25 protein-coding genes are annotated in these 26,217 nt (G+C 64.7%); 16 read left to right on the top strand and 9 right to left on the bottom strand.

What is annotated here, in order from left to right:
* Positions 1-98: 98 nt before the first annotated feature.
* A complete protein-coding gene (locus tag SOM18_RS02540; RefSeq protein ID WP_031439000.1) occupies positions 99-2,342 on the bottom strand; it encodes an LPS-assembly protein LptD in 2,244 nt (747 codons plus the stop codon).
* Between the two features lie 221 nt (positions 2,343-2,563).
* Here SOM18_RS02540 and SOM18_RS02535 point away from each other — a divergent pair, with 221 nt between their 5' ends.
* From SOM18_RS02535 to SOM18_RS02520, 4 genes are all read left to right on the top strand, one after another.
* A complete protein-coding gene (locus SOM18_RS02535; RefSeq protein ID WP_031439001.1) occupies positions 2,564-4,042 on the top strand; it encodes a leucyl aminopeptidase in 1,479 nt (492 codons plus the stop codon).
* An 82-nt stretch (positions 4,043-4,124) separates the two neighbouring features.
* A complete protein-coding gene (locus SOM18_RS02530) occupies positions 4,125-4,562 on the top strand; it encodes a DNA polymerase III subunit chi (protein WP_031439002.1) in 438 nt (145 codons plus the stop codon).
* An 89-nt stretch (positions 4,563-4,651) separates the two neighbouring features.
* The gene (ndk, locus tag SOM18_RS02525) at positions 4,652-5,074 is read left to right on the top strand and encodes a nucleoside-diphosphate kinase (protein ID WP_031439003.1); all 423 of its coding nucleotides are present in this window, start codon (positions 4,652-4,654) and stop codon (positions 5,072-5,074) included.
* A complete protein-coding gene (locus SOM18_RS02520) occupies positions 5,074-5,592 on the top strand; it encodes a GNAT family N-acetyltransferase (RefSeq protein WP_031439004.1) in 519 nt (172 codons plus the stop codon). The genes ndk and SOM18_RS02520 overlap by 1 nt, the downstream gene beginning before the upstream one ends.
* Positions 5,593-5,616: 24 nt before the next feature.
* Here the strand turns inward: SOM18_RS02520 and SOM18_RS02515 are convergent, their stop codons facing one another.
* From SOM18_RS02515 to purM, 3 genes are read right to left on the bottom strand one after another with little or no spacing between them, the layout of a single operon-like run.
* Positions 5,617-6,219 carry a hypothetical protein gene (locus tag SOM18_RS02515; RefSeq protein ID WP_031393389.1) on the bottom strand — a complete coding sequence of 201 codons (603 nt, stop codon included), beginning with the start codon at positions 6,217-6,219 and terminating at the stop codon, positions 5,617-5,619.
* 25 nt (positions 6,220-6,244) lie between these two features.
* Complete coding sequence (gene purN / locus SOM18_RS02510) at positions 6,245-6,817, bottom strand: phosphoribosylglycinamide formyltransferase (RefSeq protein ID WP_031393388.1); 573 nt, start codon at positions 6,815-6,817, stop codon at positions 6,245-6,247.
* Positions 6,810-7,913 carry a phosphoribosylformylglycinamidine cyclo-ligase gene (purM, locus tag SOM18_RS02505; RefSeq protein ID WP_031439005.1) on the bottom strand — a complete coding sequence of 368 codons (1,104 nt, stop codon included), beginning with the start codon at positions 7,911-7,913 and terminating at the stop codon, positions 6,810-6,812. The genes purN and purM overlap by 8 nt, the downstream gene beginning before the upstream one ends.
* 64 nt (positions 7,914-7,977) lie before the next feature.
* Here purM and SOM18_RS02500 point away from each other — a divergent pair, with 64 nt between their 5' ends.
* From SOM18_RS02500 to SOM18_RS02485, 4 genes are read left to right on the top strand one after another with little or no spacing between them, the layout of a single operon-like run.
* Positions 7,978-9,222, top strand: a complete 1,245-nt coding sequence (locus SOM18_RS02500) for a heavy-metal-associated domain-containing protein (protein WP_031439006.1) — start codon at positions 7,978-7,980, stop codon at positions 9,220-9,222.
* Positions 9,223-9,233: 11 nt separating this feature from the next.
* Entirely contained in the window at positions 9,234-9,878 is a 645-nt protein-coding gene (locus SOM18_RS02495) for a DnaA ATPase domain-containing protein (RefSeq protein ID WP_031439007.1), read from the top strand.
* A 15-nt stretch (positions 9,879-9,893) separates the two neighbouring features.
* The gene (locus SOM18_RS02490; protein ID WP_031439008.1) at positions 9,894-12,059 is read left to right on the top strand and encodes an RNA degradosome polyphosphate kinase; all 2,166 of its coding nucleotides are present in this window, start codon (positions 9,894-9,896) and stop codon (positions 12,057-12,059) included.
* Entirely contained in the window at positions 12,056-13,567 is a 1,512-nt protein-coding gene (locus SOM18_RS02485; protein ID WP_042466272.1) for a Ppx/GppA family phosphatase, read from the top strand. The genes SOM18_RS02490 and SOM18_RS02485 overlap by 4 nt, the downstream gene beginning before the upstream one ends.
* A 24-nt stretch (positions 13,568-13,591) precedes the next feature.
* Here the strand turns inward: SOM18_RS02485 and SOM18_RS02480 are convergent, their stop codons facing one another.
* Positions 13,592-13,897, bottom strand: coding sequence for an I78 family peptidase inhibitor (locus tag SOM18_RS02480; protein WP_052148993.1), 306 nt, complete (start codon positions 13,895-13,897; stop codon positions 13,592-13,594).
* A complete protein-coding gene (gene rnd / locus SOM18_RS02475) occupies positions 13,894-15,069 on the bottom strand; it encodes a ribonuclease D (protein ID WP_031439011.1) in 1,176 nt (391 codons plus the stop codon). Before rnd ends, SOM18_RS02480 begins: the two co-directional genes overlap by 4 nt.
* Before the next feature lie 187 nt (positions 15,070-15,256).
* On the opposite strand from rnd, the gene aspS reads away from it, so the two are divergent.
* The 5 genes from aspS (at position 15,257) to SOM18_RS02450 (ending at position 20,366) form a co-directional block, all read left to right on the top strand.
* Entirely contained in the window at positions 15,257-17,080 is a 1,824-nt protein-coding gene (gene aspS, locus SOM18_RS02470) for an aspartate--tRNA ligase (protein ID WP_031439012.1), read from the top strand.
* 74 nt (positions 17,081-17,154) lie between these two features.
* Positions 17,155-17,928, top strand: a complete 774-nt coding sequence (locus tag SOM18_RS02465) for a polyphosphate kinase 2 family protein (RefSeq protein WP_031439013.1) — start codon at positions 17,155-17,157, stop codon at positions 17,926-17,928.
* Positions 17,929-18,109: 181 nt separating this feature from the next.
* Positions 18,110-18,814 carry a PAS domain-containing protein gene (locus SOM18_RS02460; RefSeq protein ID WP_081874044.1) on the top strand — a complete coding sequence of 235 codons (705 nt, stop codon included), beginning with the start codon at positions 18,110-18,112 and terminating at the stop codon, positions 18,812-18,814.
* A gap of 152 nt (positions 18,815-18,966) precedes the next feature.
* Positions 18,967-19,890 carry a lipoyl synthase gene (gene lipA / locus SOM18_RS02455; RefSeq protein ID WP_031393377.1) on the top strand — a complete coding sequence of 308 codons (924 nt, stop codon included), beginning with the start codon at positions 18,967-18,969 and terminating at the stop codon, positions 19,888-19,890.
* Positions 19,890-20,366, top strand: a complete 477-nt coding sequence (locus SOM18_RS02450) for a type II toxin-antitoxin system RatA family toxin (RefSeq protein ID WP_031439015.1) — start codon at positions 19,890-19,892, stop codon at positions 20,364-20,366. Before lipA ends, SOM18_RS02450 begins: the two co-directional genes overlap by 1 nt.
* Here SOM18_RS02450 and SOM18_RS02445 read toward each other — a convergent pair.
* The 3 genes from SOM18_RS02445 to SOM18_RS02435 are packed head-to-tail and all read right to left on the bottom strand — an operon-like array spanning position 20,309 to position 22,538.
* A complete protein-coding gene (locus SOM18_RS02445) occupies positions 20,309-20,827 on the bottom strand; it encodes a CinA family protein (protein WP_031439016.1) in 519 nt (172 codons plus the stop codon). The two genes, SOM18_RS02450 and SOM18_RS02445, sit on opposite strands and share 58 nt — an antisense overlap.
* Positions 20,827-21,354 carry a hypothetical protein gene (locus SOM18_RS02440; protein ID WP_031439017.1) on the bottom strand — a complete coding sequence of 176 codons (528 nt, stop codon included), beginning with the start codon at positions 21,352-21,354 and terminating at the stop codon, positions 20,827-20,829. Before SOM18_RS02440 ends, SOM18_RS02445 begins: the two co-directional genes overlap by 1 nt.
* On the bottom strand, positions 21,351-22,538 hold the full coding sequence (locus tag SOM18_RS02435; RefSeq protein ID WP_031439018.1) for a bifunctional 2-C-methyl-D-erythritol 4-phosphate cytidylyltransferase/2-C-methyl-D-erythritol 2,4-cyclodiphosphate synthase: 1,188 nt from the start codon (positions 22,536-22,538) through the stop codon (positions 21,351-21,353). Before SOM18_RS02435 ends, SOM18_RS02440 begins: the two co-directional genes overlap by 4 nt.
* 141 nt (positions 22,539-22,679) lie before the next feature.
* Here SOM18_RS02435 and dusB point away from each other — a divergent pair, with 141 nt between their 5' ends.
* Genes dusB through ntrC form a run of 3 tightly spaced genes read left to right on the top strand, consistent with a single transcriptional unit; the run spans position 22,680 to position 26,171 of the window.
* Entirely contained in the window at positions 22,680-23,678 is a 999-nt protein-coding gene (gene dusB, locus SOM18_RS02430; RefSeq protein WP_031439019.1) for a tRNA dihydrouridine synthase DusB, read from the top strand.
* Positions 23,665-24,729 (top strand): two-component system sensor histidine kinase NtrB, encoded by a 1,065-nt coding sequence (locus tag SOM18_RS02425; RefSeq protein ID WP_031439020.1) that lies wholly within the window; start codon positions 23,665-23,667, stop codon positions 24,727-24,729. Before dusB ends, SOM18_RS02425 begins: the two co-directional genes overlap by 14 nt.
* Positions 24,726-26,171 (top strand): nitrogen regulation protein NR(I), encoded by a 1,446-nt coding sequence (gene ntrC, locus SOM18_RS02420; RefSeq protein WP_320481240.1) that lies wholly within the window; start codon positions 24,726-24,728, stop codon positions 26,169-26,171. Before SOM18_RS02425 ends, ntrC begins: the two co-directional genes overlap by 4 nt.
* Positions 26,172-26,217 lie beyond the last annotated feature (46 nt).

The following is a 26,217-nucleotide window of genomic DNA, read 5'->3' as shown; positions in this document are numbered from 1 at the left end:
GCCGTCAGTCGAACATCATGCTTCAAGGTGTCGGTATCCCATCATCGCGTATCATCGCACGTGCCGCGCGGCCTACCCTGGCTTAGCTGAATGCGGGCTTAGCGGCCAAGATTGGTGAAGGCCAGCGTCAGCAGGAAACTGTTCCCCTTCCGCGCATCACCGGTATCGTTGTACGTCCGCCGCCACGTCGCGCCAAGCCGCAGGCAATCGTCTTCATACTGAACGCCGACACGGTGGCGGATCGGGCTGAAACCGTCGCTGACCGACAGCGGATCTTCCGACTTGTTCGTCAAATCGACGACTCCCGATCCGAAGGCCGACCAGAACCGGGCAAACTGGACACGGCCGGCGACGCGGATTTCCTCTCGGTCGCGCAAATCCTCGATCGCGGCGTCGATGTTGCGGTTGAGCTTTAGATAGCCGACGAGCACGTAAGTCGCGCGCGACCCGATCGTGGCGTCAACCTCGTTGCGGCGGATCGCCAGGCTGTCCTTGTCGAGCCGGTAGCGGTGCACCACCGAAACAAAGTCGCGAAATCGCAATTCGCTGCGGCCGACAATATCGGAGAACCGGTCGCTGAGCCCGGTACCGTCGGGCAGGATCGTCGGCCGCGTACCCAAGCGATAGCTCTGTCCGATATTCGTCGTGAACGCGATCCCCGGAAGGTCGAGCGCCCACTCGCCGCCATAAGTGGCGCGCGAGGAATCCTCGAACCGGTCATACCCGGCGAACCGGTTGAGTGCGAACAGGTTGGTGTCGTCGAGGTCGACGGCGCGCGAATCCTCGTTGGGGATGCGCGTGTTGGCGATGCTCGGCGCGGCGACCAGCTGGACACGCGGCGTGAACCGCTGCGTGCCGCCGAGGAACGTGCCGATGAACGGCCATTTCACGTCCACGGCCGCTGCGCCGATCGCCCGCTTGTGAAATCCTTCGAGTCCGCGATAACTGACGATCGAGGTCGCGTCGGTGTTGTTCGTGTTATAGGCGTCGGCGCGGGCGAATGCCGTGAAGGTGACCTCCTGACCCCAGTTCGTCAGGCGCCGAAGATCCCATTGCGCGCTGGCGAACGCGCGCTGCGTGTCCTGTCCGTCGGTGCGTGTCAGCGCCAGCGTGTTGAGCTGGAGCTGGACGCGGCCCCCGACCAGTCCATCGTCGAAGCGCTTGCGATAGTCGATCTCGGGAAGCGCGATCGGCTGCTGACCCTGGCTGTCATTGACGCGCAGCGTCTGGACGTACCAGCCGGTCAGCGCGAAATAGCTGCTGTCGTCGATCCGCTCGAAGCTGGCCGTGCTGCGCAACCGGTCGTCGCGCGAGATGTCGTAGCGCCGCAGGAACGTCCGGTCGGTCGTTAGGCGGAGCGAGCCGCTGACACTCCAGTTGGGCGTCAGCTGATAGCGCGCCATGCCGTCGAGATAGCCGCGGAACGCCATGCTGGTGTCCGCCGAATTTGCCGTGGTCAGATCGTCGCTTCGGCGGCTTTCGGTCGCATAGGCGCGCAGGCTGAACGCGCCCCTGGTGCTCAGCGCGGAATAATCGGCCTGGAGCATCGGCAGCACGCTGGTGTAGAGATGCGGCGTGATGACCAGGCCCTGGTTGGGCGCGAGCTTCACATAATAGGGAATGCTGACTTCGAAACCGTTGACCCGGCTATATCCGCCATTGGGGGATAGCAGCCCGCTGTCGCTGCCCCCGCCGACGGGATTCGAGAATTTGGGTAGCGGCAGGCTGGGAAGGCCGAACAGGTGCAGGCGCGCGCCGGCGTAATAAATCCGCTTGCGGTCGGGGCGATAGGTGACGCTGACCGCGGTTATCTTCCACGTTGGCTCCTTGGGGCAACCGGCCGAGTTGACGACGGCGCAGGGCGTATATGCGGCACTGCGCAGTTCGACCGTGCCATCAGCCTCGCGCGTCCCTTGCTTGGCGGCCAGCCTGCCGCCCTGTTCGAGCACGACGAGCATATTGTCGACGACGCCGTCTTTCAGCGAGTCGGTCAGCTCGATCGAGTCGCCATAGGCAATGTCGCCCTGGGGGTTGGTGACCGCGATATTGCCCGTCGCAAGAACCTTGCCCGTCTTGCGGTTCCACACCACTTTGTCGGCGCGCAGCCGATCGCCCTGGCGGAACATGCGGACCTCGCCAGTTGCCGTGACGATGTCGGCGTCAGTGTCATATTCAAGACCGCTGGCGCTGAACTGCACCTGATCCGGATCCGTTGGGGTCGATGAGGTCGGCGGTTCCGGAAGGGGCGGCGCTGCCGGACGCGCCTGGAGATCCTGCGCGCGCGCGGACGCTGGAAGCAGTCCCGATGCGAGCAAGGCGAGCGACAGGGCGCAACCCGCCATAAGGTCGATACGCAACACGATCCGAACCAACCCCTTTTGGAACTGCGGCCGGTCGCCGCCATACCGCGCCGCCTATCGCATCGTCCGCGCGTTGCTGCAATCGCCGTGCGTCGGATCACGGCTATCCACAGCCTTGATCGGCCGCGACCTTGCTTTGCCGCCTCCGCAGCATCAGCTTAGGGGCATCTAGCCCAGTCTATTCAATGTTTTTCGAGGTCCCCATGCAGATCGATTTCACCCCCGTCGCCAAGCCCGATGCGGCCATTCTCGCCGTGCCCGTTGCCAAGGACGGACTGTCCAAGACGCGATGGACCGCGATCGGGGATAGCGTCGAGGCGGTAGCGACGCAGGCCGCGGCCGCTGCCCGCTTCACCGGCGAAGCGGGGGCGATCATCGAGGTCTTCGTTCCGGTCGCGGACACGGTACGCCACCTCCTGTTCGTTGGCGTCGGTGCAGGCAGCGATGCGGATTGGGGGAAAGCGGGCGGTGCGGTCACCGCGCGCCTGCTGACGTCAGGCGCCATTGCTGTAACGATCGACCTGGGTGCCGCCTCGACGCCCCCGAGTGCTGCGGCTGCCGCCCGGTTCGCCGCAGCGGCCCTGCAGCGCGCATGGCGTTACGACACGTATCGCACCAAGCTTGCCGAGACGTCGAAGCCCAGCTTGACGACATTCACGATCGCCGGTGCGCCCGAAGGCACCGACGCGGCATGGGCCGAGCAGGCCGCGGTAAGTGGTGGCATGGACCTGACGCGGTGGCTCGTCACATCGCCGCCAAACATCGTCTACCCCGAGAGCTTCGTCGAGAAGGTGACGAAGGACATCGAAGGGCTGGGGCTCGAAATCACCGTCCTCGACGAAGCGCAGATGGCGGAACTCGGCATGGGTTCGCTGCTGAGCGTCAGCCAGGGCTCGCGCCGCGAGGCTCGCCTGCTGGCGCTGAAATGGAACGGAGCCGCTGCCGACGTCCCGACGCTTGCCCTTGTCGGCAAGGGCGTGACGTTCGACTCGGGTGGTATATCCATCAAGCCTGGCGCTGGCATGGAAGACATGAAGTGGGACATGGGCGGGGCAGGGGCCGTTGCCGGCGCGATGAAGGCGCTCGCTGCGCGCAAGGCCAAGGCCAATGTGGTCGGCGTGATGGGGCTGGTCGAGAACATGCCCGATGGCGCGGCGTTGCGGCCTAGCGACGTCATCACGTCGATGTCGGGCCAGACGATCGAAGTCCTGAACACCGACGCCGAAGGACGGCTGGTGCTCTGCGACTGCGTGACCTGGGTCCAGAAGACGCATCAGCCTGCGACGATCGTCGATCTCGCGACGCTGACGGGTGCGATGATTGTCGCGCTTGGCACCGAGAATGGCGGCATCTTCGCCAATGACGACGCGCTGGCGGACCAGTTGCTTGCGGCTGGGACGGCCAGTGGCGACACATTGTGGCGCTTCCCGCTGTCGCCGGCCTACGACAAGCTGATCGACTCCCCGATCGCGGACATGAAGAATGTCGGCCCGCGCGGCGCAGGGTCGATCACTGCGGCGCAGTTCATCAAGCGCTTCGTCGACGAAGGCGTGAAATGGGCGCATCTCGACATCGCTGGCATGGTCTGGTCGGACAAGCCGGGAACCCACCACGATAAGGGCGCGACCGGTTATGGCGTGCGCCTGCTCGACCGTTTCGTTGCCGACAATTTCGAAGGCTGAACGGCACCTATCCCGTCATCCCGGCAGCGGTCGGGATGACGGGGGCACTTGGCCGGCAGTCTGAACTCGGGGGATGAGCATAATGCAGGTCGATTTCTACCACCTGACCACCCCGCTCGACCGCGTCCTTCCGCGAATCGCCGAGCGCGTAGTGCAAACTGGCGGCCGCCTGCTTATTGTCGCCGAACCCGAGGCGCAGCGTGTCGCGCTCGATCGGCTCCTCTGGTCCTATGCGCCGGAGAGCTTCCTGCCGCATGCACATATCGGCGCAGGTAACGACGCGGCACAGCCCGTTCTGATTGCCAGCGACGTGACGACGGCCAACGCCGCGCGCAACGTCGCGATCGTCGATGGTCGCTGGCGGGACGCGGCGCTCGATTTCGAGCGGGTATTCCATGTGTTTGACGAAGAGGCGATTCGCGAGGCGCGGCTGGCATGGAAGACGCTGGGCGATCGAGATGGTGTCGAGCGTCGGTACTGGAGACAGAACGATGCCGGCCGCTGGGAGCAGGCTGCCTGAAATTGGACGGCATAGGCGTTGCCTTGGGGCCGATCCGCGCCTAAGCGCCGCGCATCCTATTTCCGTCAACACAGGAGCCCGTGACCATCATGGCCGCGAACCGTACCTTTTCGATCATCAAGCCCGATGCCACCCGCCGCAACCTGACCGGTGCGGTCACCAAGATGCTCGAGGAAGCCGGCCTGCGCGTCGTCGCGTCGAAGCGCATCCAGATGACCCGCGAGCAGGCCGAAGGCTTCTACGCGGTGCACAAGGAGCGCCCCTTCTTCGGTGAGCTCGTCTCGTTCATGATCTCGGGCCCCGTCGTCGTCCAGGTTCTCGAAGGCGACAACGCGATGCAGCGCAACCGCGACATCATGGGCGCGACCAACCCGGCGAACGCCGAGCCCGGCACGATCCGCAAGGAGCTTGCCGAGTCGATCGAAGCCAATAGCGTTCACGGTTCGGATTCGGACGAGAATGCCGAGATCGAGATCGCCTATTTCTTCAAGCCCGAAGAAATCGTCGGCTGATGCTCTGGCGGCTGCGACGCGCGACGGTGAACGATGCGCCCGCCCTCTCGCTCGTCGGAGCCGCCTCGTTTCTCGACGCCTACGCAACAGCATTTGCGGGCGTCGACATCGTCGATCATTGTACGCGGAACAACAGTGTCGCGACTTTCGCGGCGTGGCTCGACGACCCTGCAACGATCGTGACGCTTGCGGAATATGAGCCTGGCCATGCGCCGATCGGCTATTCCGTGCTCACGAAGCCTGCCTTTCCGATAGAGACCGGTCCTCGCGACATCGAACTGCGCCGTATCTACCTCATGAAGCAGGCGCACGGATCAGGTCTCGGTGCCGCGTTGATGGACCGGGCGCTCGCTGACGCGGCCGAGCGCGATTACGCCCGTGTGTTGTTGGGTGTGTGGGGCTTGAACGCCCGCGCCCGCGCCTTTTACGAACGCCAGCAATTCTCCGTGATCGGCACCCGGCCCTTCAGGATCGGGACGACGCCGTATACCGATCCGGTCTACGCCCGTGAAATCTGACGGTCGCAGGGGTAAGGTGCCTCGCTAGCGTTGTTGGCGTGTCCATAACGCGTCTAGCCTAGCCTGATCGCCGCCACGTTGCCTGAGCTTCAAGCCCTCCAGTTTCAGCGATCGGCCGAACGGAAACACACCGGCTTTCGTGCGCCAGATCACGTCGTAGATGCCGCTTGCCGAACCCGAGACATCGCCGTCGGTATAGGTGACGGCAATGAGGACCGGCAGCCGCCCGGCCTGATCGTCCGCGCCGCCGTCGGTGGCTTTCAGCAAGGCCTTTTCGAACCAGTCGCGTTGGATCTGATCCGTCAGGGCATCCTTGCGCTCGACGCTCAGCGCCGAGGGGAACGCGATCGTCGCCGTCTGGATGTCGTGCCTCTCGTCGCGCAGCAACATCAGCGAATCGCCATTCTCCGCCGCGACGGCTCGGATTTCGAAACGCCGGCTTTCGCGCTGTTCGCTGGCAAGTGCGCTCGCCTTCTCGGCCTTGTCCGCGTTGCGTTCGGACCAGTTGCTCCAGAGCGTGAGTGCCGCGATGAGCACGCCAGCGACCGCGAGGACCTCTGCCAGCGTCACCCAGCGGCGACGCGTTTCGGCGGCTTCACGCCGTTCGGTCGGTGTTTCGCGGCTCATCAGACGTCTGCTTTCGACAGGGCGTTCATCGTGTCACGAACTCGGCGAGCGTTCTGGGGTATAGCGCATGTTCCGCGGCCAGCACGCGATTCGCCAGCGCGTCCGCGTCGTCGGCTGGCAGAATCGGGACTTCGGCCTGGCCCAGCACGACGCCGCCATCGAGTTCCTCGGTAACCAGATGGACCGAGCATCCTCCTGTGGCATCGCCCGCCGCGATCGCCCTCGCATGCGTATCGAGCCCCTTATATTTGGGGAGCAACGAGGGATGGATATTGACGATCCGATCGCGCCATGCGGCGACGAATCCGTCGGAGAGCAGCCGCATATAGCCGGCCAGCGCGATGATATCGACCGCGGCGTCCCGGAGCGCCCGATCGATCGCCGCCTCAAAGGCCGGTTTACCCAACCCGCGGGGAGACAGCGCAAATGTCGCTATCCCCTCGGCCTTTGCCCATGCGATGCCGGCCGCCTCCGGCTTGTCGGACGCGACGAGCACCACCTCATAAGGGCAGTTCGCAGCGCGCGACGCCTCAACCAGCGCGATCATGTTCGATCCGCGCCCCGACAGGAGCACGCCGACGCGCGTTCTGTCAGCCATGAGTCGCGGTCCAGTCGGCGCGCGCGCTCCATGTGCCCGCCGAACCGCGCACGGTGCAGCCATGTGTCCCCGCCTCGATCCGCCCGATCGGGAATACCGTCTCGCCCGCGGCTTCCAGAGCAGCGGTGATCATCGTCACATCGTTAGCGTCGACGATAGCGACCATGCCGACGCCGCAATTGAAGGTCCGTGCCATCTCCTCGGGTTCGATAGCACCCTGCGCCTGAAGGAAGGCCATGAGCCGGGACTGCTCCCAGGCATCTGCATCGACGATCGCATGAACGCCTTGCGGCAGAACCCGTGGAATGTTTTCGAGCAAGCCACCGCCCGTGATATGCGCGAGGCCCTTGATGCGGCGCTCACGCAGAAGTGGCAGGAGGCCGGCGACGTAGATCCGAGTCGGCGCCATCAGATGGTCGATCAGCAGCTTGTCCTGATCGAACAGCGCCGGCCGGTCGAGTTTCCACCCGCGGTCGCTGGCGAGACGGCGGACCAGCGAGAAGCCGTTCGAATGCACGCCCGACGACGCCAGTCCGAGCATCACATCGCCCGCCGCGATATCGCGGCCGGTCAGCATGTTGGTCCGCTCGACCGCGCCGACGCAGAAGCCGGCGAGATCATAGTCGCCGTCCGCGTACATGCCCGGCATCTCCGCGGTTTCGCCGCCGATCAGCGCACAACCGGCCGTCTTGCAACCCTCTGCGATCGACGCGACTACGCGCTCCGCCACCGCGGCGTCGAGCTTGCCGCTTGCATAATAATCGAGGAAAAACAGCGGCTCTGCGCCCTGAACGATTAGGTCGTTCACGCACATCGCAACGAGATCGATGCCAACGCCGTCATGTCGGTTCCATTCGATCGCGAGCTTCAGCTTGGTGCCCACGCCATCGTTCGCCGCGACCAGCAAAGGGTCGACGAAGCCCGCCGCCTTCAGGTCGAACAGGCCACCAAAGCCGCCGAGATCGGCATCGGCGCCGGGTCGTCGCGTCGAGCGGGCAAGCGGTGCAATCGCGCGCACCAGCGCGTTGCCGGCGGCGATCGAAACCCCCGCTTGAGCATAGGTATAGGGCGTGGCGGTGTCTGGCGTATCGGTCATGATCGGTGCTGCTAGCCACATCGCGCTTGGATTTCCACGTCTGCTTCGCCAAAAGGCCCGCGTGATGCGTATCCGTGCCCTTCCCATCGCGCTTGCCGGCGCCGCGCTCCTGCTTGGCGGCGGGGCCGTGCTCGCACAGATCGAGGGCGGCAGCCGCGGCGCAGCGCCCGTCGATAGCGGGAGTGCGTACGAGGTCAGCGGCGTCATCGTCGACGTCGCGGGCCCGTCCGCCGACGCTGCCCGCTATGGCGGCTGGCGACTGGCGCAGCGCAAGGCCTGGGTGCAGTTGTCGAATCGGCTGGGCGGGGGCGGCGCGCTGGTGTCCGACGGCACGCTCGATTCGCTGGTTTCGGGTATCGTCGTCGAGAACGAACAGATCGGGCCGCAGCGTTACGTCGCCAAGCTCGGCGTTCTGTTCGATCGGACTCGGGCGGGATCGCTCCTGGGTATCTCGACTTATTCGGATCGGTCGCAACCGATGCTCGTCATACCGGTCCAATGGTCGGGCGGTGTCGGGCAGGTCTTCGAGCAGCGGACGGAATGGCAGCAGGCCTGGGCACGCTATCGGACGGGTAACAGCAGCATCGACTATGTCCGCCCGTCGGGGTCGGGCCCCGACCCGCTACTGTTGAACGTCGGCCAGACGCAGCGGCCCGGCCGCGGCTGGTGGCGGACGATCATCGATCAATATGGCGCCAGCGACATTCTCGTTCCGGTCGTCACGCTATATCGCCAATCGCCGGGTGGCCCGGTGATCGGGGTGTTCGAAGCACGTCATGGCCCCGACAACGCGCTGATCGGCCGTTTCACGCTGCGGGTCGGGACCCCGGACGGGCTGCCGCAGCTCATGGACACCGGCGTCAAGCGGATCGATGACCTGTACCAGCAGGCGCGGCGGAACGGCACGCTGCGGGTCGACTACAGCCTTTCGCCGCCGCCTGCGCCCGATCCCATTGCGACTGAGACCGTCCCGGGCGATGAAACGGCCGACGCCAATACGGCCGTCCTGACGGGGGGCACCGGCCTCTCGATCACCGTTCAGTTCGATACGCCCGCAGCGGCGGCCGTTACCTCGACGGAGGCGGCGCTGCGGGCGATTCCCGGCGTCCGGTCGGCCGCGACGACCAGCCTCGCACTCGGCGGCGTGTCACTGATGCGTGTTGCCTATGATGGCGATCCGGCAGCGCTCAAGGCGGCGCTCGAAGCGCGCGGCTATCAGGTGTTCGGTTCGGGCCAGACCATTCGGATCCGCCGCACCGCACAACTTCTTCCGCCGGACTTGCCTGCGGACAATGCGACGACAGGGTGAGCGCGGATCGAATGACTCAAATTGCGCTGCCGCTCGGTTGGCCGGCGGATCCCCGTGACGACGCCTTCCTCGTAACTCCTTCAAATGTCCGTGCGGCGCAGACGCTGGAGCATTGGGCGACCTGGCCGGTGATGACCGCCATCCTGACCGGTCCGCGAAAGTCTGGCCGCAGCCTGCTCGCACGGATCTTCGCGGCCAAGAGTGGCGGGACGATCATCGACGACGCAGAACGCGTACCCGAGGCACAGCTATTCCACGCCTGGAACCAGGCCCAGGAAGAGCAAAAACCGTTGCTCATTGTCGCTGACGCGGCACCGCCCGAATGGAAGGTCAAGCTTCCTGACCTGCGATCGCGCCTTGCTGCGAGCCCGATCGCGGCGATCGGTGCACCCGACGACGAGCTCATGCGCCTGTTGCTTGCGCATCTGTTCGAGCGCCGCAACGTCGATGCACGGCCCGATCTCATCGACTGGCTCGCGTCGCGAATCGAGCGTAGTCATATTACCGTCACGCGAACCGTCGATGCGCTGGATCAGGAAACGATGGAACGCCGCAAGCGCTTGTCCATTAATCTTGCACGAACCACCCTGACCGAGGCTGGCCTGATCCTACGGCCGCAACTTGCCCTTGATCTGCCGCTTTTCACGTCACCTTAAGCCCCTAGAGGACCGATGAACCGTCCAGCGCATATCGTCCGCCAAGCGGAAGACGACGACGATCCCATCGGCGCTCAGCCGAACGACCGATTTTTCAACCGTGAGCTTTCCTGGCTCGCGTTCAATCGGCGCGTGATCGAAGAGGCGTGCAATCCGGCGCATCCGTTGCTCGAACGGCTTAGGTTTCTCTCGATTTCGGGATCCAATCTCGACGAGTTCTTCATGGTCCGTGTCGCCGGACTGAAGGGTCAGCAGACGCAGGACGTCGATCGTCGCTCGGCCGACGGCTTGACCGCCGGGCAGCAGCTGACCGCGATCATCCGCGAAGCGGACGCGCTGATGGAGAGCCAGCAGGCGGTCTGGGGTGATCTTCGTGTGCTGCTCGACGAAGCGGGGCTGTTTGTCCTGCGCCGCGATGCCGTCGAGGGCGAAGCCGATGACTGGCTCGAAACGCATTTTCGTGAGCAGATCTTTCCGATTCTGACCCCGCAGGCGCTCGACCCCGCCCATCCGTTCCCGTTCATTCCGAACCGCGGCCTGTCGGTAATCTTCGACCTCGTCCGCCGGTCGGACAACGAGCCGGTCCGCGAACTGGTCATGTTGCCGCACACCATGACGCGCTTCGTGCGGTTGCCTGGCGAGCCCGCGCGCTACGTCGCGATCGAGACGCTCCTCAAGCGGTTCGCGCCGGTGCTGTTCCCGGGCTATGAGGTGCTTGCCGCCGCGAGCTTCCGCGTCCTGCGCGACAGCGACATGGAGATCGAGGAGGAGGCGGAGGACCTTGTCCGCTACTTTGCCAACGCGATCAAACGCCGCCGCCGGGGCCGGGTAATCCGGCTCGAGCTGGAAACCGGGATACCGGACGTGCTGGCAGCCGTGCTCAAAGATGAACTGGGCGGGGCCGAGGCGATCATCACCGAAAGCGGCAATCTGCTGGGCATCGTCGATCTCGACGGACTGGTCGAGGAGGATCGCCCCGATTTGAAATTCCCGCCCTTCACGCCGCGCTTTCCGGAGCGAATCCGTGAATTTGGCGGTGATTGCTTCGCAGCGATCAAGGCCAAGGACATCGTCGTCCACCACCCCTATGAGACGTTCGAGGTGGTGCTGGCCTTCCTGAAGCAGGCGGCGAATGATCCCGATGTCGTCGCCATCAAGCAGACGCTCTACCGCGCCGGCAAGCAACCCGCGGTCATCAATGCGCTGATCACCGCGGCCGAGGCGGGCAAATCAGTCACCGCGGTGGTCGAACTCAAGGCACGGTTCGATGAGGAGCAGAACATGGTCTGGGCCTCCGCGCTGGAACGCGCAGGGGTGCAGGTCGTCTATGGATTCATCGACTGGAAGACCCATGCAAAGGTCTCCCTGGTCGTCCGCCGAGAGGGGCAGGCGTTCCGGACCTACTGCCATTTCGGTACCGGCAATTATCACCCCGTCACAGCCAAGATCTACACTGACCTCAGCTTCTTTACCGCCGACGCGGCGGTCGGGCGTGATGCTGCGCAGATGTTCAACTACATCACCGGCTATGTCGAACCGACGGACATGGCCCGCGTCAGCCTGAGCCCGCGCGACCTCCGGAAGAATCTGATGACCCTGATCGACGTCGAGATCGCCAATGCCCGCGCGGGGCGACCGGCAGGGGTCTGGGCGAAGATGAACTCGTTGGTCGACCCTGCGGTGATCGAGAAGCTGTACGAGGCGAGCGGGGCTGGGGTCGAAATCGACCTCATCATCCGCGGTATCTGCTGTCTCCGACCGGGTGTGCCCGGCCTGTCCGAAACGATCCGCGTCAAATCGGTGATCGGCCGGTTTCTCGAACACAGCCGTATCTGGGCTTTCGGAAACGGGAAGGCGTTACCGAATGACGGTGCAAAGCTGTTCATCTCGTCCGCCGACTGGATGCCGCGTAATTTCGATCGGCGCGTCGAATACATGCTGCCGATCCTCAACCCGACGGTGCACGACCAGATCCTCGACCAGGTGATGGTCGCCAATCTCATCGACAACGAACAAAGCTGGGAGCTAGGACCCGACGGCGATTATTCGCGCGTCGATCCCGGCGATCGTCCGTTCAACCTGCATCGGTATTTCATGACCAATCCGTCTCTTTCCGGCCGTGGTGCATCGCTTGCCACGAGCGCAACCGTGCCGACGCTTTCGCTCCGTCGACAGCGATGAGCGTTACCAACCTCCTGTTCGGCACCGCGACGCCAAAGGTTGAGGTCGACGACCATCCGCGCACCGGGATCATCGACATTGGATCGAACTCGATCCGGCTCGTCGTCTATCAGGGGCCGCCCAGACTGCCGGCGATCCGGTTCAACGAGAAGGTGCTGGCGGGCCTCGGCCGCGGATTGGCGGCGACGGGCACGATCGAAAAGTCAGCACTCAAGACGGCTAAGGTGGCGCTTGCGCGGTTTGCCGCGGTTGCGCGTGAGATGGAGTGTTCGACGCTGCGGACGGTTGCCACGGCAGCAGTTCGCGATGCCCGGAACGGTGGTGACCTCATCGCCGCGGCAGAGGAGTTGGGGCTCAAGGTTGAGACGTTCTCGGGCGGACAGGAGGCGAGCGCTGCGGGCTATGGCGTGCTGTCTGCGATCCCTGAGGCGGATGGCATCGTCGGCGATCTCGGCGGCGGCAGCCTTGAGCTCGTACGCGTCCGCCGTGGCAAGATCGAGGACAGCGTCTCGTTCCCCCTCGGCGTGCTGCGTATCGGACCGATGCGGGCGAAACGCGGCAAGGTGCTCGAGCGCCATGTCGCGCGGCTCGTACGCGACGCCGGCTGGGCCGCACGCGGGCAGGGACTGCCCCTGTATCTCGTCGGCGGGTCATGGCGCGCGCTGGCGCGGCTCGATATGGAGTTGTCGGACTATCCGCTGCCGATCATCCATCAATATTCGATGACCGCAGCGACCGTCACGCGCCTCAGTCGCACCATCCCGCAATTGTCCAAGCCACGCCTGAAAGCCATTCCGGGCCTGTCGTCCGGCCGGATCGCGACGCTTGGGGATGCCGCCGCGTTGCTCGGCATTCTCATGCGCCAGCTTGGTAGCAAGACGACGATCGTCTCCGCCTATGGCCTTCGCGAAGGGCTGCTCTACGGCGACCTCAAACCGGCGGCGCGGGCACTCGACCCCCTGATCGAAGCCGCACGCGAGGAGGGGCGCCTGCTCGGCCGCTTTCCCGAACATGGCGATCTGCTCGATCGCTGGATCGCGCCGTTGTTCGTTACCGAACCCCCTGCGGTGGCGCGCTTACGCCACACCGCCTGCCTCCTCGCCGACGTGGGTTGGCGCGCCAATCCGGAATTTCGCGCCGAGCGCGGGGTCGAAGTCGCGTTGCACGGCAATTGGGTCGCGATCGACGCACCGGGTCGCGGTATGCTCGCCCAGGCCCTGTATACCAGCCTTGGCGGTGACCTGGCCGCCGCGGATCCCGTGGAGCGCCTGGCGACACCCGCAGAGATCCAGAGCGCAACGGCCTGGGGACTTGCGATGCGTCTCGGGCAGCGAATGAGCGGCGGGCTTGCCGGACCGCTCAAACGCTCGCGCATCACCGATGACGGCGTATCGCTGACGCTTACGCTGCTGCTCGCAGATCGGGGACTCTACGGGGAAGCTGTTGAGCGGCGGCACGCGGCGCTAGCCGCGGCCATCGGCCGGAAGCCGGTGCTCGCGATCGCTTGACCGGAGACGAACGCGCAATCAGGGTCAGGCGCAGGTGAAACGCTCGATCCTGCTCGCGCCGTCGACATAGACATTCAGGCGATCGTTCCGGAAGTCCATCGTCACCACGTCGTTCGGCGCGATCCACCGCAGCGTACGCGCGCCCGATCGGGCCAGCATCACATCCGCGCGCGCATCGCTTGCCCGCTTCCCAACCAGATCGCCCAGTGCCTCAATCTTGCACGCTGCACCGGGCGGGGTTGGCGTCGCAACATCGGGTGCGCCGTCGCGCATCTCGACCGGCATGCACCCCGCCGAAGCAAGCACGACCGCAAGCAGCGCCCGCTTCATGCCGCGTCCTCCGTACGGGTCATTTTCAACTTTCCGTTGATCACCGCAAAGGCCAGCCGGCCCTCGACCAGGTCCAGCGCGTCGCGGCCGAACTGGTCGAACCGCCACCCCTCCAGCATCGGCAAGCCCGTCCGCACGCCCGCGGCCAGCGCCTCGAGCTCGTCGGTCCTCGCAAGAAGTTTCGACGCTACATCAATATCTCGCGAGCGGATTTTGAGAAGGAGTTTGAGCAGATCCGCGACCAGCGAGCCCTCCTTGCCAAGACCCGGCTTGCGATCGTCGCGGGGCGGCAGCTCATCGTCGCCGAGCGGCTGTGCCTGCTCGATCGCGAGCATCAGTCGCGCCCCGATATCGTTGCCAGCCCAGGTGGCCGAAAGCCCCCGGACGCGGGCAAGGTCGGACTGTTTCCGCGGCGGGTGCCCTGCCATGTCACCAAGCGTCTCGTCCTTGACGATCCGCCCGCGCGGCAGATCCTTCGCCTGCGCCTCGAGTTCACGCCACCGCGCCAAGGCCTTCAACCGGCCGAGCACGTCGGGCTTGCGCCCAGAGATCCGAACGCGCTTCCAGGCCAGGTCGGGATCGTTCGCGTAATTGGCGATATCGCCGAGCCGCTCCATCTCCTGGTCAAGCCACACGCCGCGCCCGGTCTTGCGCAGCCGCTCGAGCATCTTGGGGAAGATCTTCGACAGATGCGTGACGTCGCCGATCGCATATTCGATCTGGCGCGCATCCAGCGGGCGCCGCGCCCAGTCGGTGAACCGCGCGCCCTTGTCGACCGCGATGCCGAGCCAGCTGTCGACCAAGTTTGAATAGCCGATCTGTTCGCCCTGGCCGAGCGCCATCGCCGCGACCTGCGTGTCGAACAGCGGGAAGGGGGTCTTGCCCGTGAGGTTATAGACGATCTCGATATCCTGCCCGCCGGCATGGACGACCTTCAGCACGTCGTGATTCTCGACGAGCAGATCGAGCAGCGGCTTCAGGTCGATCCCCGGCGCCATCGGGTCGATCGCCGCGGCTTCCTTGTCGTCGGCGATCTGGATCAGGCAAAGCTCCGGGTAATAGGTGCTCTCGCGCATGAATTCGGTGTCGACGCACACATAGTCGGCGTCGGCCAGGCGCGCGCACAGATTGGCGAGCGTGGCACTGTCGGAGATAAGCGGGTGGATATGCATCGCTCGTCCATAGCGAGGCTCCCCCATGTTGACAAAGGGGCGCCTTGACAAAGGCCGGTAGGGAAGGGAAGCGCGGGCCATCCAATTCCCGTCATCCCAGCAAACGCTGGGATCTCCCGTCGCAGGGCGCACCCTTGCTGCACGAGATCCCCGCAAACGCAGGGACGACGTATGAGAGACGAGACACATGCACGCCTATCGCACCCATAACTGCGCCGCCCTCCGCCCCGAACAGGTCGGCGAGGAGGTCCGCGTCTCGGGCTGGGTCCACAAGAAGCGCGATCATGGTGACCTGGTCTTCATCGATCTGCGCGATCATTACGGCATCACGCAGATCGTCACCGACGTCAGCGGCCCCGTCTTCAAGGTCATCGAGGGCCTGAAGAGCGAGAGCGTCGTCACGATCACCGGCAAGGTGACCTCACGCGCGCCCGAAGCGGTAAATCCGAACCTGCCGACCGGCGGGATCGAGGTCCGCGCGACCGCCGCGACCGTCCAGTCGATGGCAGGCGAGCTGCCGATGCCGGTCGCTGGCGAGGCCGAGTATCCCGAGGATATCCGCCTGCGCTATCGCTATCTCGACCTGCGGCGCGAGCGGCTGCACGCGAACATCATGCTGCGTTCGAAGGTCATCACCTCGCTGCGCAACCGCATGAACGATCAGGGCTTCACCGAATTCCAGACGCCGATCCTGACGGCGTCGTCGCCAGAGGGCGCGCGTGACTATCTGGTGCCGAGCCGCGTGCATCCGGGCAAGTTCTACGCGCTGCCGCAGGCACCGCAGATGTTCAAGCAGCTGCTGATGGTCGCGGGCTTCGATCGCTATTTCCAGATTGCCCCCTGCTTCCGCGACGAGGACGCGCGCGCCGATCGTTCGCCGGGCGAATTCTACCAGCTCGATTTCGAGATGAGCTTCGTCACGCAGGACGACGTGTTCAACGCGATCGAGCCCGTGCTGCACGGCGTGTTCGAGGAGTTCGCCGATTGGCAGGGCAAGGGACGCCAGGTCTCCGCCCTGCCGTTCAAGCGCATTCCCTACCGCGAATCGATGCTGAAATACGGCAGCGACAAGCCCGATCTGCGCAACCCGATCCTGATCCACGACGTCGGCCACCACTTCGTTGACTCGGGCTTCGGCCTGTTCGCGGGCATCGTCGCCGGGGGTGACGTGGTTCGCGCAATCCCTGCGCCGAACACCGCCGAGAAGAGCCGCAAGTTCTTCACCGACATGAACGACTGGGCGCGCGCCGAAGGGCATGCGGGGCTCGGCTACATCACGCAGAAGAACGGCGAACTTGGCGGCCCGATCGCCAAGAATCACGGCGAGGAAGCGACGCGCAAGCTGATCGCGGAGATGGGCCTCGGGCCGAACGACGGCATCTTCTTCGCCGCCGGCAAGGAACTCCCCGCCGCCAAGCTCGCCGGCGCAGCCCGCGCGCGCATAGGTGCGGATCTCGGCCTGATCGACGAGAACCGGTTTGAGTTCTGCTGGATCGTCGACTTCCCGATGTTCGAATATGACGAGGACGCCAAGAAGGTCGACTTCAGCCACAACCCGTTCTCGATGCCGCAGGGCGAGATGGACGCGTTGGAGAACAAGGATCCGCTCGATATCCTGGCGTACCAGTACGACATCGTCTGCAACGGCGTCGAACTGTCGTCGGGTGCGATCCGGAACCACCGGCCTGAGATCATGTACAAGGCGTTCGAGATCGCCGGCTACACGCAGGCCGATGTCGACACGAACTTTGCCGGCATGATCAACGCGTTCAAGGTCGGCGCACCGCCGCATGGCGGCTCGGCACCCGGCATCGACCGGATGGTCATGCTACTCGCGGGCGAACCGAACATCCGCGAGGTCGTGCTGTTCCCGATGAACCAGAAGGCCGAGGACCTGATGATGGGCGCACCAAGCCCGGTCAGCCCGCGCCAGCTGAAGGAGCTCAACATCAAGCTCACCGTCGATGGGCCGAAGGACCCGGCCAAGACGGTGACGCCCGCCGCTGGCTGACGCCGAGGCGGCTCGGCCGCCTCGGTCCTTTCCGTCCCGCCCCTAGTGGCCGCCTGATCTTCTGGAGTTTGCTTATGCCCATCGATCTTGCCCATTATGAAGCCGGCGACGCCTATGACGGCAAATACAAGCGCGACTTGGCAAAGCTTCAGAAGAGGCTTGAGCACATCCAGGTCGCGCATATCGTCAACAAGCGCCCCGCTGTGGTGATGTTCGAAGGGTGGGATGCGGCGGGGAAGGGCGGTATCATCCAGCGGTTGTCGGCCGAGTGGGATCCCCGTACTTACCGCGTCTGGCCGATCGCCGCCCCGAGCGCCGACGAGAAGGCACATCACTTTCTCTGGCGCTTCTGGAAACGGTTGCCGGCGGACGGGAACATCGCCGTCTTCGATCGGAGCTGGTACGGCAGGGTACTGGTCGAGCGGGTCGAGGAATTCGCCACGCGCCGCGAATGGGAGCGCGGCTATGACGCGATCAATGCCTTCGAAGCGGGACTGATCGAGAACGACACGACGCTGATCAAGATCTTCGTCCATATCACGCAAGACGAGCAGGATCGCCGGCTCGAGGCGCGGCTGCGCGACCCTTGGAAGCATTGGAAGACCGGTCTCGACGACTATCACAACCGGTCGCGACGCGAGGACTATCTCGCCGCGATGCATGAGATGTTCGCACGCACGGACAGCGCGGCAGCACCGTGGATCGTCATCGACGGGAACGACAAGAAGGCGGCACGGATCGCTGCGCTGACCGTCGTCGCGGATCGTCTGGAGGGTGGAGTCGCGATGGTGCCCCCGCCGCTTGATCCCGCCGTCCTCAAGGTCGCGAAAAAGGCCCTCAAGCTCTAATCTTCGCAAGGCGCAACCCCGCTTTTGGTCGCAGTCCTCTGCAGCTATATCCATTTTGGTCGAAATTCTAACGCCTTCCGAACAACTTATGTTAGCGTGAACAGCTTCCGATGATGGTTAGGCTTGCCCTAAGATAATGGGCGTGTCCGAGTAGCGGACGGCCATTCAGTGGGCGTAGGTCATGACGGAACGCGGTCGAATAGGTGTCGACACCTCAGGGGCGATTGTCGAGGTGGACGCGACGTTCTGCCACACGCTCAATGCGACAGCCGCCATTTTGCTTGGCAGCAACATGCTCGATTTCACCGCGCCTGCCGACCGCGAGCGCTGCCGGCGACTGATGCGTCGCGTGGTGCATACCGGATCCCCGATCAGCACTACCAAAAGGCTGGTCAGAACCGACTCGTCGCATCTCTGGGTGCAGGGCCATTTATCGATCGCGCCGCCAGGGACCGAGGTCTGCGTGACGATGATCTTCGAGGAAACCATGCCTGGGTCCGGCGAGGTCAAACCCGAAGCCTTGTTGAAGACGGCCCAGCTGACGCTGGATGCCCGGCGCGCGCGCGGGGCAATATTCTGCCCGTCGTTGTTTGCCGACAGCGCGTGGGACATCCTGCTTGCGGCCTATGTCAGCGAGGCCGAGGGCGTTCTCCTGACGCCGACCGACCTTGAACCGATGCTCGGGGTCGGACACGCCACACTGACCCGCTGGATTCGCGCGCTCGAGGTTCAGGGGCTGATCGAGTTCGAGGCTGCCGGCGACGGGCGAGCGGGGGGTGCGGCGTTTCAGCTCACGTGCGATGCGCATCAACGGTTCGAACGGTATCTGTCCGATCGATATGCCGTCGCGGTATCGGCTGCGACGGATCTGGAACGGTTCCGCTGAGCCGGTCGGTGCGGTACGACGTGGTAAGTGCGCCCGCTCCGCATATGCGCCGGCGCGGGGGCGTTCTTGCCGGCTTCGCAGGATACCCGTGATATCGGGCGAAGAACCGCATGTGTGTTGTTTCATATAGCCGGGATCGCTATCTGCCTGCCATGAACGAGATGACCCCGCTCGCCGCGCCGCGCGCTCGAAAGCCCGACTGGATCCGCGTCAAGGCCCCGACATCCGCCGGCTTCGCCAAGACCCGCGAACTGATGCGCTCGAAAAGCCTGACGACGGTCTGTGAAGAGGCCGCATGCCCGAATATCGGCGAATGCTGGTCGAAGAAGCATGCAACGGTCATGATCCTCGGCGATACCTGCACCCGCGCCTGCGCCTTCTGCAACGTGAAGACCGGCATGCCCCGCGCGGTCGACCGGATGGAGCCACAGAATGTCGCCGATGCCGCGGCGCAGATGGGGCTGAACCACATCGTCATCACATCGGTCGACCGCGACGACCTTCCCGATGGCGGCGCTTCGCAGTTTGTGAAGGTCATCCAGGCAATCCGCGCGTCGAATCCCACTACGACGATCGAAATCCTGACGCCCGATTTCCGCAACAAGGCGCAGGCCGCGATCGAGTCGATCGTCGAGGCGCGCCCCGATGTCTACAACCACAACCTCGAGACAGTTCCTCGCCTGTACCCGACGATCCGGCCTGGCGCGCGCTATTATGCCTCGTTGCGCTTGCTCGAGAGCGTGAAACGCCACGACCCGTCGATTTTCACCAAGTCGGGCGTGATGCTTGGGCTGGGCGAAGAGCGCCTCGAGATCCACCAGGTCATGGACGACATGCGCTGCGCGGACATCGATTTCCTGACGATGGGCCAGTATCTTCAGCCCACGCCACGCCATGCCAAGGTGGCCGAGTTCGTCACGCCCAAGGCCTTCGATGCCTATGCGTCGATCGCCCGGGCCAAGGGATTCATGCTTGTTGCATCGTCGCCACTGACGCGGTCGAGCTACCATGCTGGGGACGACTTCGCGCAGCTTCGGGCGGCGCGTGATGCCAAGCTCGGGGTCGCACGGATCTGATGCCCAAGCATTCCGAAACACGCCATCTACCCTATACACCCGAACAGATGTTCGATCTGGTCGCCGATGTCGGCCGCTACGCCGAGTTTCTGCCATGGGTCAGTGCGATGCGCGTCCGTTCGAACAGTGAGACGGAAACGCTCGCGGACATGATCGTCGGCTTTAAGGGCTTGCGCGAGACGTTCACGTCACGTGTGCAGAAGACTCGACCGACCGAGATCCTCGTCGACTATGTCGATGGTCCGCTCAAATATCTTCGCAACGAATGGCGTTTTCGTCCTGAGGGGCAGGGGTGCGCGGTCGACTTTACCGTCGACTTTGCTTTCAAAAACCGGATGTTCGAGCTGATCGCGGGTCAGGTCTTCGGTGCCGCATTGCGCAAGATGATTGGCGCGTTCGAGACGCGCGCGGCCGAGCTTTACGGTGCGACATCCTCGACCGGCAGCAAGAGTTCGAGCGCGCACAGCGCAGCCTGAAGGCGGATACCGCCGCGGCCGAGATCGCCAAAATCCTTGCGATCTGCGTCGACATCGCTGCGATCGCCGCCCTTCTCGGCACGGGCGAAGACCACCGTCCCGACCGGCTTCTTCGCCGATCCACCGCCGGGCCCGGCGATGCCGGTGATGGCGACGGCAACATCCGCGCCCGACTGCTCGAGTGCGCCCTGCGCCATGCTCCACGCGACGGCGATCGACACCGCACCGAAAGTCTCAAGCACGTCTGAGCTGATCTTGAGCAGTTTCAGCTTGGCCTCGTTCGAATAGGTCACGAACCCGATTTCGAACACGTCGGAACTGCCCGGAATTTCCGTCAGCGCCGCAGCGACGAGGCCCCCGGTACAGCTTTCAGCAACCGCGACGCGTCGTCCGAGGGCGCGATTTGCCTCGATGACCTTGCGTGCCGCGTCGATCAGCTGGGGAGGGAGAAGGGTATCCATCAGCGGCTCTCCGTTGCCGTGCAGAGCGGAAGGTCGGGCGTCGATCGATCTCCGCGGCGTGCCTTGTCAGCCTTGAGATAGCGCAGCGTCTCGACGACGATGCCAGCGGTGTTCCGCGGCGGCAGCGGCTGGAGCAGCGTCACGAGCCGATCGATCGTCCCACAGTCGCGCGCCGCGATGCGTCCGACAATCTGCGGGACGAGCAGGCTCGTCAGCAATGGCCGGGCATAGTCGGACTGGAGAAGCGCATCGACCGCAGGGTCGCTAAGCTTTACGATCGCGGCCCGAGCGGACGGCCAGGCGCGATCCGCTTCGATCTGATAGCGCGCGATCAGTGTACTGGACTGGTTGCGCACGAGGCTGGTCGCGGGAAGCCTTGCCGCGCAGATTCGGCCCGTTTCACGGATGATGTCGGGCAGCGCGACGAGCGTCATCGCCTCCGCCTCGGGGCCGGAGATGCAGGGGGACTGTGCCGATACCGGCGTTGCGATAAGGGCGGCGAGCGTCAGTGCGGCAGCGAACCTCATGCGCCGACACGGCCACGATTCGAAGGGAGGCTGATCGTCGCGACCGCCTGCGCCGCAATGCCCTCGCCCCGTCCCGTGAACCCGAGTCGCTCGGTCGTCGTCGCCTTCACGCTCACCCGGTCCGTGGTGAGGTCGAGCAGATCGGCGATCCGGTTCGTCATCGCCGCGCGGTGCGGTCCGATCTTGGGCATCTCGCACAGAATGGTCAGGTCGACGAAGTCGATCCGACCGCCTTTGGCCGCGATCAGCTGCGCGGCATGCTGCAGGAACTGCGCGGAGTCGGCACCTTTCCACTGCGGATCGCTCGGGGGGAAATGCGTGCCGATATCACCCGCGGCGATCGTGCCGAGCAACGCGTCGGTCAGCGCATGCAGCGCGACATCGGCATCGCTATGGCCGGAAAGCCCCTTGTCGTGCGGGATCCGGACGCCGCCAAGCCATAATTCCTCGCCCGTTTCCAGCCGATGGACGTCGAAGCCCATCGCGGTTCGGCTTTCATAGGGCGCGCGCGCTTCAGCGGCGGCAAAATCGTCGGGGTGAGTCACTTTGTCGAGCATCGGATCGCCCTGCACCAACGCGACGCTGCCGCCAACCCGTCGCACCATCTGGGCATCGTCGCTGGCATCTTCATCGGCCGGCCAGGCAGCGTGCGCGGCGCGCAGCTTAGCGATCCGGAAGCCCTGCGGCGTCTGGACCCGGTATACGGCCTCGCGCGGAACGACTTCGCCGAGCATGCGACCGGTCAGCGTCGTCGCGCCGCGCGCCAGCGTATCCGCTACCGGCAGCACAGGCACCGCGGCGTCGCTGTTCGTCAGCGCTGCCACGACCGCGCTGATGACCCCGGCAGGAAGGAACGGCCGGGCGGCATCGTGAACGAGAACGTGATCCAAATCGGACAGGGCAGCGATTCCCCTCAGTACCGAATCCCGGCGGGTCCTGCCCCCGACGATGACCGTCGCGTCCGTAACGCCTCCTGCTGCCAGTACCGCCTTTGCATGGTCCAGCTGACCTTCGGCAACGACGACCCTCACGGCGTCGATCGCCGGGTGCGCTGACATTGCGGTAACCGCGTGCATGAGCATCGGCCTTCCCGCAACGGTCGCGAATTGCTTGGGGAGGGTGCCGCCAGCGCGGGTGCCGGACCCGGCTGCGACGATCAGGGCGACGGTGCGGCGCTTTGTCATGGGCGGCGATTAGCGTCTTGAGCGCGGCATCGCCAGTGCAGGCAGTCGTTCCCCATGACGTCGCGCACGACGGGAACAGCTAGACCAGCCTTGCCATTTCTGGCATCGCGGCCTATGTTCTGCCTCTTTTTTGGGCAGCTTATGCGTAATCTCTCACCTATCCAGATCGGCACCGTGCGGATTGAAAGTCCGGTCGTCCTCGCGCCCATGACGGGCGTGACGGATATGCCGTTCCGTACGCTTGTGCGGCGATATGGATCAGGGCTTAACGTTACCGAAATGGTCGCGAGCCAGGCTGCAATCCGCGAGACCCGCCAGTCGATCCAGAAGGCGGCATGGGATCGCCTCGAAGAGCCGGTGTCGATGCAACTGGTCGGGTGCACGCCCTATGAAATGGGCGAGGCCGCGCGGCTGAGTCAGGATCGCGGTGCCGCGATCGTCGACATCAACATGGGATGTCCGGTCCGTAAGATCGTCAATGGGGATGCCGGGTCCGCGCTGATGCGTGACGTCAAGCTGGCGACGGCGATCGTATCTGCGACGGTGAAGGCGGTCGATGTCCCGGTCACGTTGAAGATGCGTATGGGCTGGTGCCACGACAGTCTCAACGCACCCGAATTGTCCAGGATCGCAGAAGATCTCGGGGTGAAGCTGATCACCGTCCATGGCCGGACGCGGAATCAGATGTACAAGGGAAGCGCCGATTGGGGCTTCGTGCGCCGGGTGAAGGACGCGGTGTCGATCCCCGTGATCGTCAATGGCGACATTTGTTCGATCGAGGATGCCGAAGCGGCGCTCGACCAGTCGGGTGCGGACGGCGTGATGATCGGACGCGGCGCCTATGGGCGGCCTTGGCTGCTCAATCAGGTCATGACCTGGTTTGCGACCGGACGCCGCGTGGCCGATCCGTCAATCAACGAACAATATGAAGCGATTGCAGGGCATTACGAGGCGATGCTCGAGCACTATGGGATCGAGACAGGTGTCAACATGGCCCGCAAGCATATCGGCTGGTACACCAAGGGCCTGCATGGGTCGGCGGAGTTCCGGAACCGGGTGAACCAGGTGGCGGACCCCAACCAGGTCAAGGCGATGCTGGCGGAGTTCTACGCGCCCTGGCGTCACCTTGAAGCCGCCTGAGTCGGATCGGCGCGACCGTCCGGGGTTCAACGACGTCTTCGCGGCGCTGCCGGTGGCGGTCGTCGTGGTCGATCCTGACGACAGGATAGCCCATGCCAATGCGCTGGCGGAGCAATTGCTCAACCTGTCGGAACGCCTCATGGTAGGGCAGCCGATCGCGGCGATACTCCCGCCCCCCGACGAATCCCGCAAGCACGATAATCGCGGCCTCGCCGTCTTTGATACCGAGATCGCGACCGCCCGCGGCGTGAAGATCCGCGTCGACTTTGCCGAGACGATCATGCCCGATCATCCCGGCTGGCGCGCGATCACACTGCACGTTCCCGCCATCTCGCGACGGCTGGGCTATTCGGCGGACCGTACTGCGGGCGCGCGCGCGGCAGTCGGGGCCGCGGCGATGCTCGCACATGAGATCAAGAATCCCTTGTCCGGCATCCGCGGGGCCGCGCAGCTGCTCGATGCCGGCGAACTGACCACGCTGATCACGACCGAGGTGGACCGAATCGCGGCGCTGATCGATCGCATGCAGGACTTCAGCGATACGCGCCCGCTCCCGCTCGCCAGCGAGAATATCTACCCGTTGTTGACGCACGCGCGTCGCCTCGCGCTCGCCGGTTTTGCGCGCGGAATCGCGATCGAGGAGCGGTTCGATCCCTCGCTACCGCCCGCGCATATCAATCGCGACGCGGTCCTTCAGATTGTCATCAACCTTCTGAAGAACGCACGTGAAGCCGTTGCAGATCAACCAAATCCCCTGATCATCATGACCACGGCCTATCGCCACGGGATCACCGTCAGCAGCGCGCCGGGCAAACCGCGTCTCCCGTTGCCGATTGAGATCTGTGTGTTCGACAATGGCCCCGGCGCGCCTGCTGATATTGCCGATCACCTGTTCGATCCCTTCGTGTCGGGGCGCCGTGAAGGGCAGGGGCTGGGCCTCGCCCTCGTCGACAAGCTGACGCGCGATATGGGCGGGATCGTGCAATATGCGCGTGAGGGGATTCCAGAAATGACCGTTCTTCGCCTGCTGCTGCCAAGAGCCACATCATGAGCACTGTGCTGGTCGTCGACGACGACGCCGCGATTCGCACCGTCGTCGCGCAGGCGTTGCGGCGCAGCGGCCACGACGTAACCGTCGCCGACAGCCTCGCGCAACTCGAACGCGCCCTGGCTGTGGCGATACCCGACGTGCTGATCACGGACGTGGTGCTGCCCGACGGCGACGGCATCGACCATGTCCGCAATGTCGCCGAACGCCACCCGACGCTGCCGATCATCGTCCTGTCGGCGCAGAACACGCTGACCACCGCGGTACGCGCGGAGGAGGTCGGTGCGTATGAATATCTGCCCAAGCCCTTTGATCTCGACGTCTTGTCGCGTGCGGTGACGGGGGCGCTGGCGCGGGGCGGGGTGCTGTCCGATGACCGGATCGGCGACGAGGATCGTGCACTGCCGCTGATCGGCCGGTCCGCGGCGATGCAGGACGTCTACCGGGTCATCGCACGCGTCATCTCGAACGATCTGACCGTGCTGATATCCGGCGAATCGGGCACCGGCAAGGAACTGGTCGCCCGGGCTATCCACGACCTCGGCCAGCGGAGCGCCGCGCCGTTCATCGCGATCAACATGGCCGCCATCCCGCGCGAATTGATCGAGGCCGAACTGTTCGGGCATGAGCGCGGCGCCTTTACCGGTGCCGCAACGCGAAATGCCGGTCGTTTCGAGCAGGCGACGGGCGGCACGCTGTTCCTCGACGAAATCGGCGACATGCCGATGGAGGCGCAGACCCGGCTGCTTCGCGTGCTGCAGTCGGGCGAGTTCACGAGCGTTGGTGGCGCGCGCACGATCCGGGTCGATGTCCGCATCCTGGCCGCAACCAACCGCGATCTGGCGGCGCAGGTGGCCGCGGGACATTTCCGGGAAGACCTGTTCTACCGTCTCAACGTCGTGCCGGTCACCTTGCCACCGCTCCGCGAGCGACGGCAGGACGTCGCCCTGCTCGCACGACATTTTCTCGATCATGCGGCGATCCAGGGTCTGCCGCGACGTCAGTTGGCGGGGGATGCGATCACCGCGCTCGGCGCGTATGACTGGCCGGGCAATGTTCGCGAACTCGAAAACCTGATGCGCAGGCTAGCGGTGCTCGCGCGCGATGAGGTCATCGGCGCCGAGGCTATCCACGCGATGCTGGGCGCGCGAACACCGACCGCCACTGCAACCGATCTCGACATCGCCGGCGCGGTGAAGGCACTGATTGGGCGGATCGAGCGGGAAAACCCGGCAGCGCTCGACGACGGCAGTCTGTACGACCGCGTCATCGGTGAGGTCGAGCGTCCGTTGATCGAACTGATGCTTGCCCGGCATGGGCAGAACCAGCTTCGCGCCGCACGTGCGATGGGAATCAATCGCAACACGCTGCGCAAGCGTCTCGACACGCTCGGGATCGACATCAGCGGCGACATGACCGAGCTAGACGCGGCAGGGTCACGCTGACCCGGCCATTATGTGGTTTCCCGGCAACAATTGTCGTTGTATCACG

This window comes from Sphingomonas sp. CFBP9019, from assembly GCF_034045155.1.
Classification (GTDB): domain Bacteria; phylum Pseudomonadota; class Alphaproteobacteria; order Sphingomonadales; family Sphingomonadaceae; genus Sphingomonas; species Sphingomonas aerolata.
This window is presented reverse-complemented; position numbering and strand designations above follow the sequence as displayed.

What these genes read in the sequence shown, in the direction of transcription:
- SOM18_RS02540 (WP_031439000.1), bottom strand. Translation starts at nt 2,342, where the DNA reads ATGGCGGGTTGCGCCCTGTCGCTCGCCTTGCTCGCATCGGGACTGCTT.
- SOM18_RS02535 (WP_031439001.1), top strand. Translation starts at nt 2,564, where the DNA reads ATGCAGATCGATTTCACCCCCGTCGCCAAGCCCGATGCGGCCATTCTC.
- SOM18_RS02530 (WP_031439002.1), top strand. Translation starts at nt 4,125, where the DNA reads ATGCAGGTCGATTTCTACCACCTGACCACCCCGCTCGACCGCGTCCTT.
- ndk (WP_031439003.1), top strand. Translation starts at nt 4,652, where the DNA reads ATGGCCGCGAACCGTACCTTTTCGATCATCAAGCCCGATGCCACCCGC.
- SOM18_RS02520 (WP_031439004.1), top strand. Translation starts at nt 5,074, where the DNA reads ATGCTCTGGCGGCTGCGACGCGCGACGGTGAACGATGCGCCCGCCCTC.
- SOM18_RS02515 (WP_031393389.1), bottom strand. Translation starts at nt 6,219, where the DNA reads ATGAGCCGCGAAACACCGACCGAACGGCGTGAAGCCGCCGAAACGCGT.
- purN (WP_031393388.1), bottom strand. Translation starts at nt 6,817, where the DNA reads ATGGCTGACAGAACGCGCGTCGGCGTGCTCCTGTCGGGGCGCGGATCG.
- purM (WP_031439005.1), bottom strand. Translation starts at nt 7,913, where the DNA reads ATGACCGATACGCCAGACACCGCCACGCCCTATACCTATGCTCAAGCG.
- SOM18_RS02500 (WP_031439006.1), top strand. Translation starts at nt 7,978, where the DNA reads ATGCGTATCCGTGCCCTTCCCATCGCGCTTGCCGGCGCCGCGCTCCTG.
- SOM18_RS02495 (WP_031439007.1), top strand. Translation starts at nt 9,234, where the DNA reads ATGACTCAAATTGCGCTGCCGCTCGGTTGGCCGGCGGATCCCCGTGAC.
- SOM18_RS02490 (WP_031439008.1), top strand. Translation starts at nt 9,894, where the DNA reads ATGAACCGTCCAGCGCATATCGTCCGCCAAGCGGAAGACGACGACGAT.
- SOM18_RS02485 (WP_042466272.1), top strand. Translation starts at nt 12,056, where the DNA reads ATGAGCGTTACCAACCTCCTGTTCGGCACCGCGACGCCAAAGGTTGAG.
- SOM18_RS02480 (WP_052148993.1), bottom strand. Translation starts at nt 13,897, where the DNA reads ATGAAGCGGGCGCTGCTTGCGGTCGTGCTTGCTTCGGCGGGGTGCATG.
- rnd (WP_031439011.1), bottom strand. Translation starts at nt 15,069, where the DNA reads ATGCATATCCACCCGCTTATCTCCGACAGTGCCACGCTCGCCAATCTG.
- aspS (WP_031439012.1), top strand. Translation starts at nt 15,257, where the DNA reads ATGCACGCCTATCGCACCCATAACTGCGCCGCCCTCCGCCCCGAACAG.
- SOM18_RS02465 (WP_031439013.1), top strand. Translation starts at nt 17,155, where the DNA reads ATGCCCATCGATCTTGCCCATTATGAAGCCGGCGACGCCTATGACGGC.
- SOM18_RS02460 (WP_081874044.1), top strand. Translation starts at nt 18,110, where the DNA reads ATGACGGAACGCGGTCGAATAGGTGTCGACACCTCAGGGGCGATTGTC.
- lipA (WP_031393377.1), top strand. Translation starts at nt 18,967, where the DNA reads ATGAACGAGATGACCCCGCTCGCCGCGCCGCGCGCTCGAAAGCCCGAC.
- SOM18_RS02450 (WP_031439015.1), top strand. Translation starts at nt 19,890, where the DNA reads ATGCCCAAGCATTCCGAAACACGCCATCTACCCTATACACCCGAACAG.
- SOM18_RS02445 (WP_031439016.1), bottom strand. Translation starts at nt 20,827, where the DNA reads ATGGATACCCTTCTCCCTCCCCAGCTGATCGACGCGGCACGCAAGGTC.
- SOM18_RS02440 (WP_031439017.1), bottom strand. Translation starts at nt 21,354, where the DNA reads ATGAGGTTCGCTGCCGCACTGACGCTCGCCGCCCTTATCGCAACGCCG.
- SOM18_RS02435 (WP_031439018.1), bottom strand. Translation starts at nt 22,538, where the DNA reads ATGACAAAGCGCCGCACCGTCGCCCTGATCGTCGCAGCCGGGTCCGGC.
- dusB (WP_031439019.1), top strand. Translation starts at nt 22,680, where the DNA reads ATGCGTAATCTCTCACCTATCCAGATCGGCACCGTGCGGATTGAAAGT.
- ntrC (WP_320481240.1), top strand. Translation starts at nt 24,726, where the DNA reads ATGAGCACTGTGCTGGTCGTCGACGACGACGCCGCGATTCGCACCGTC.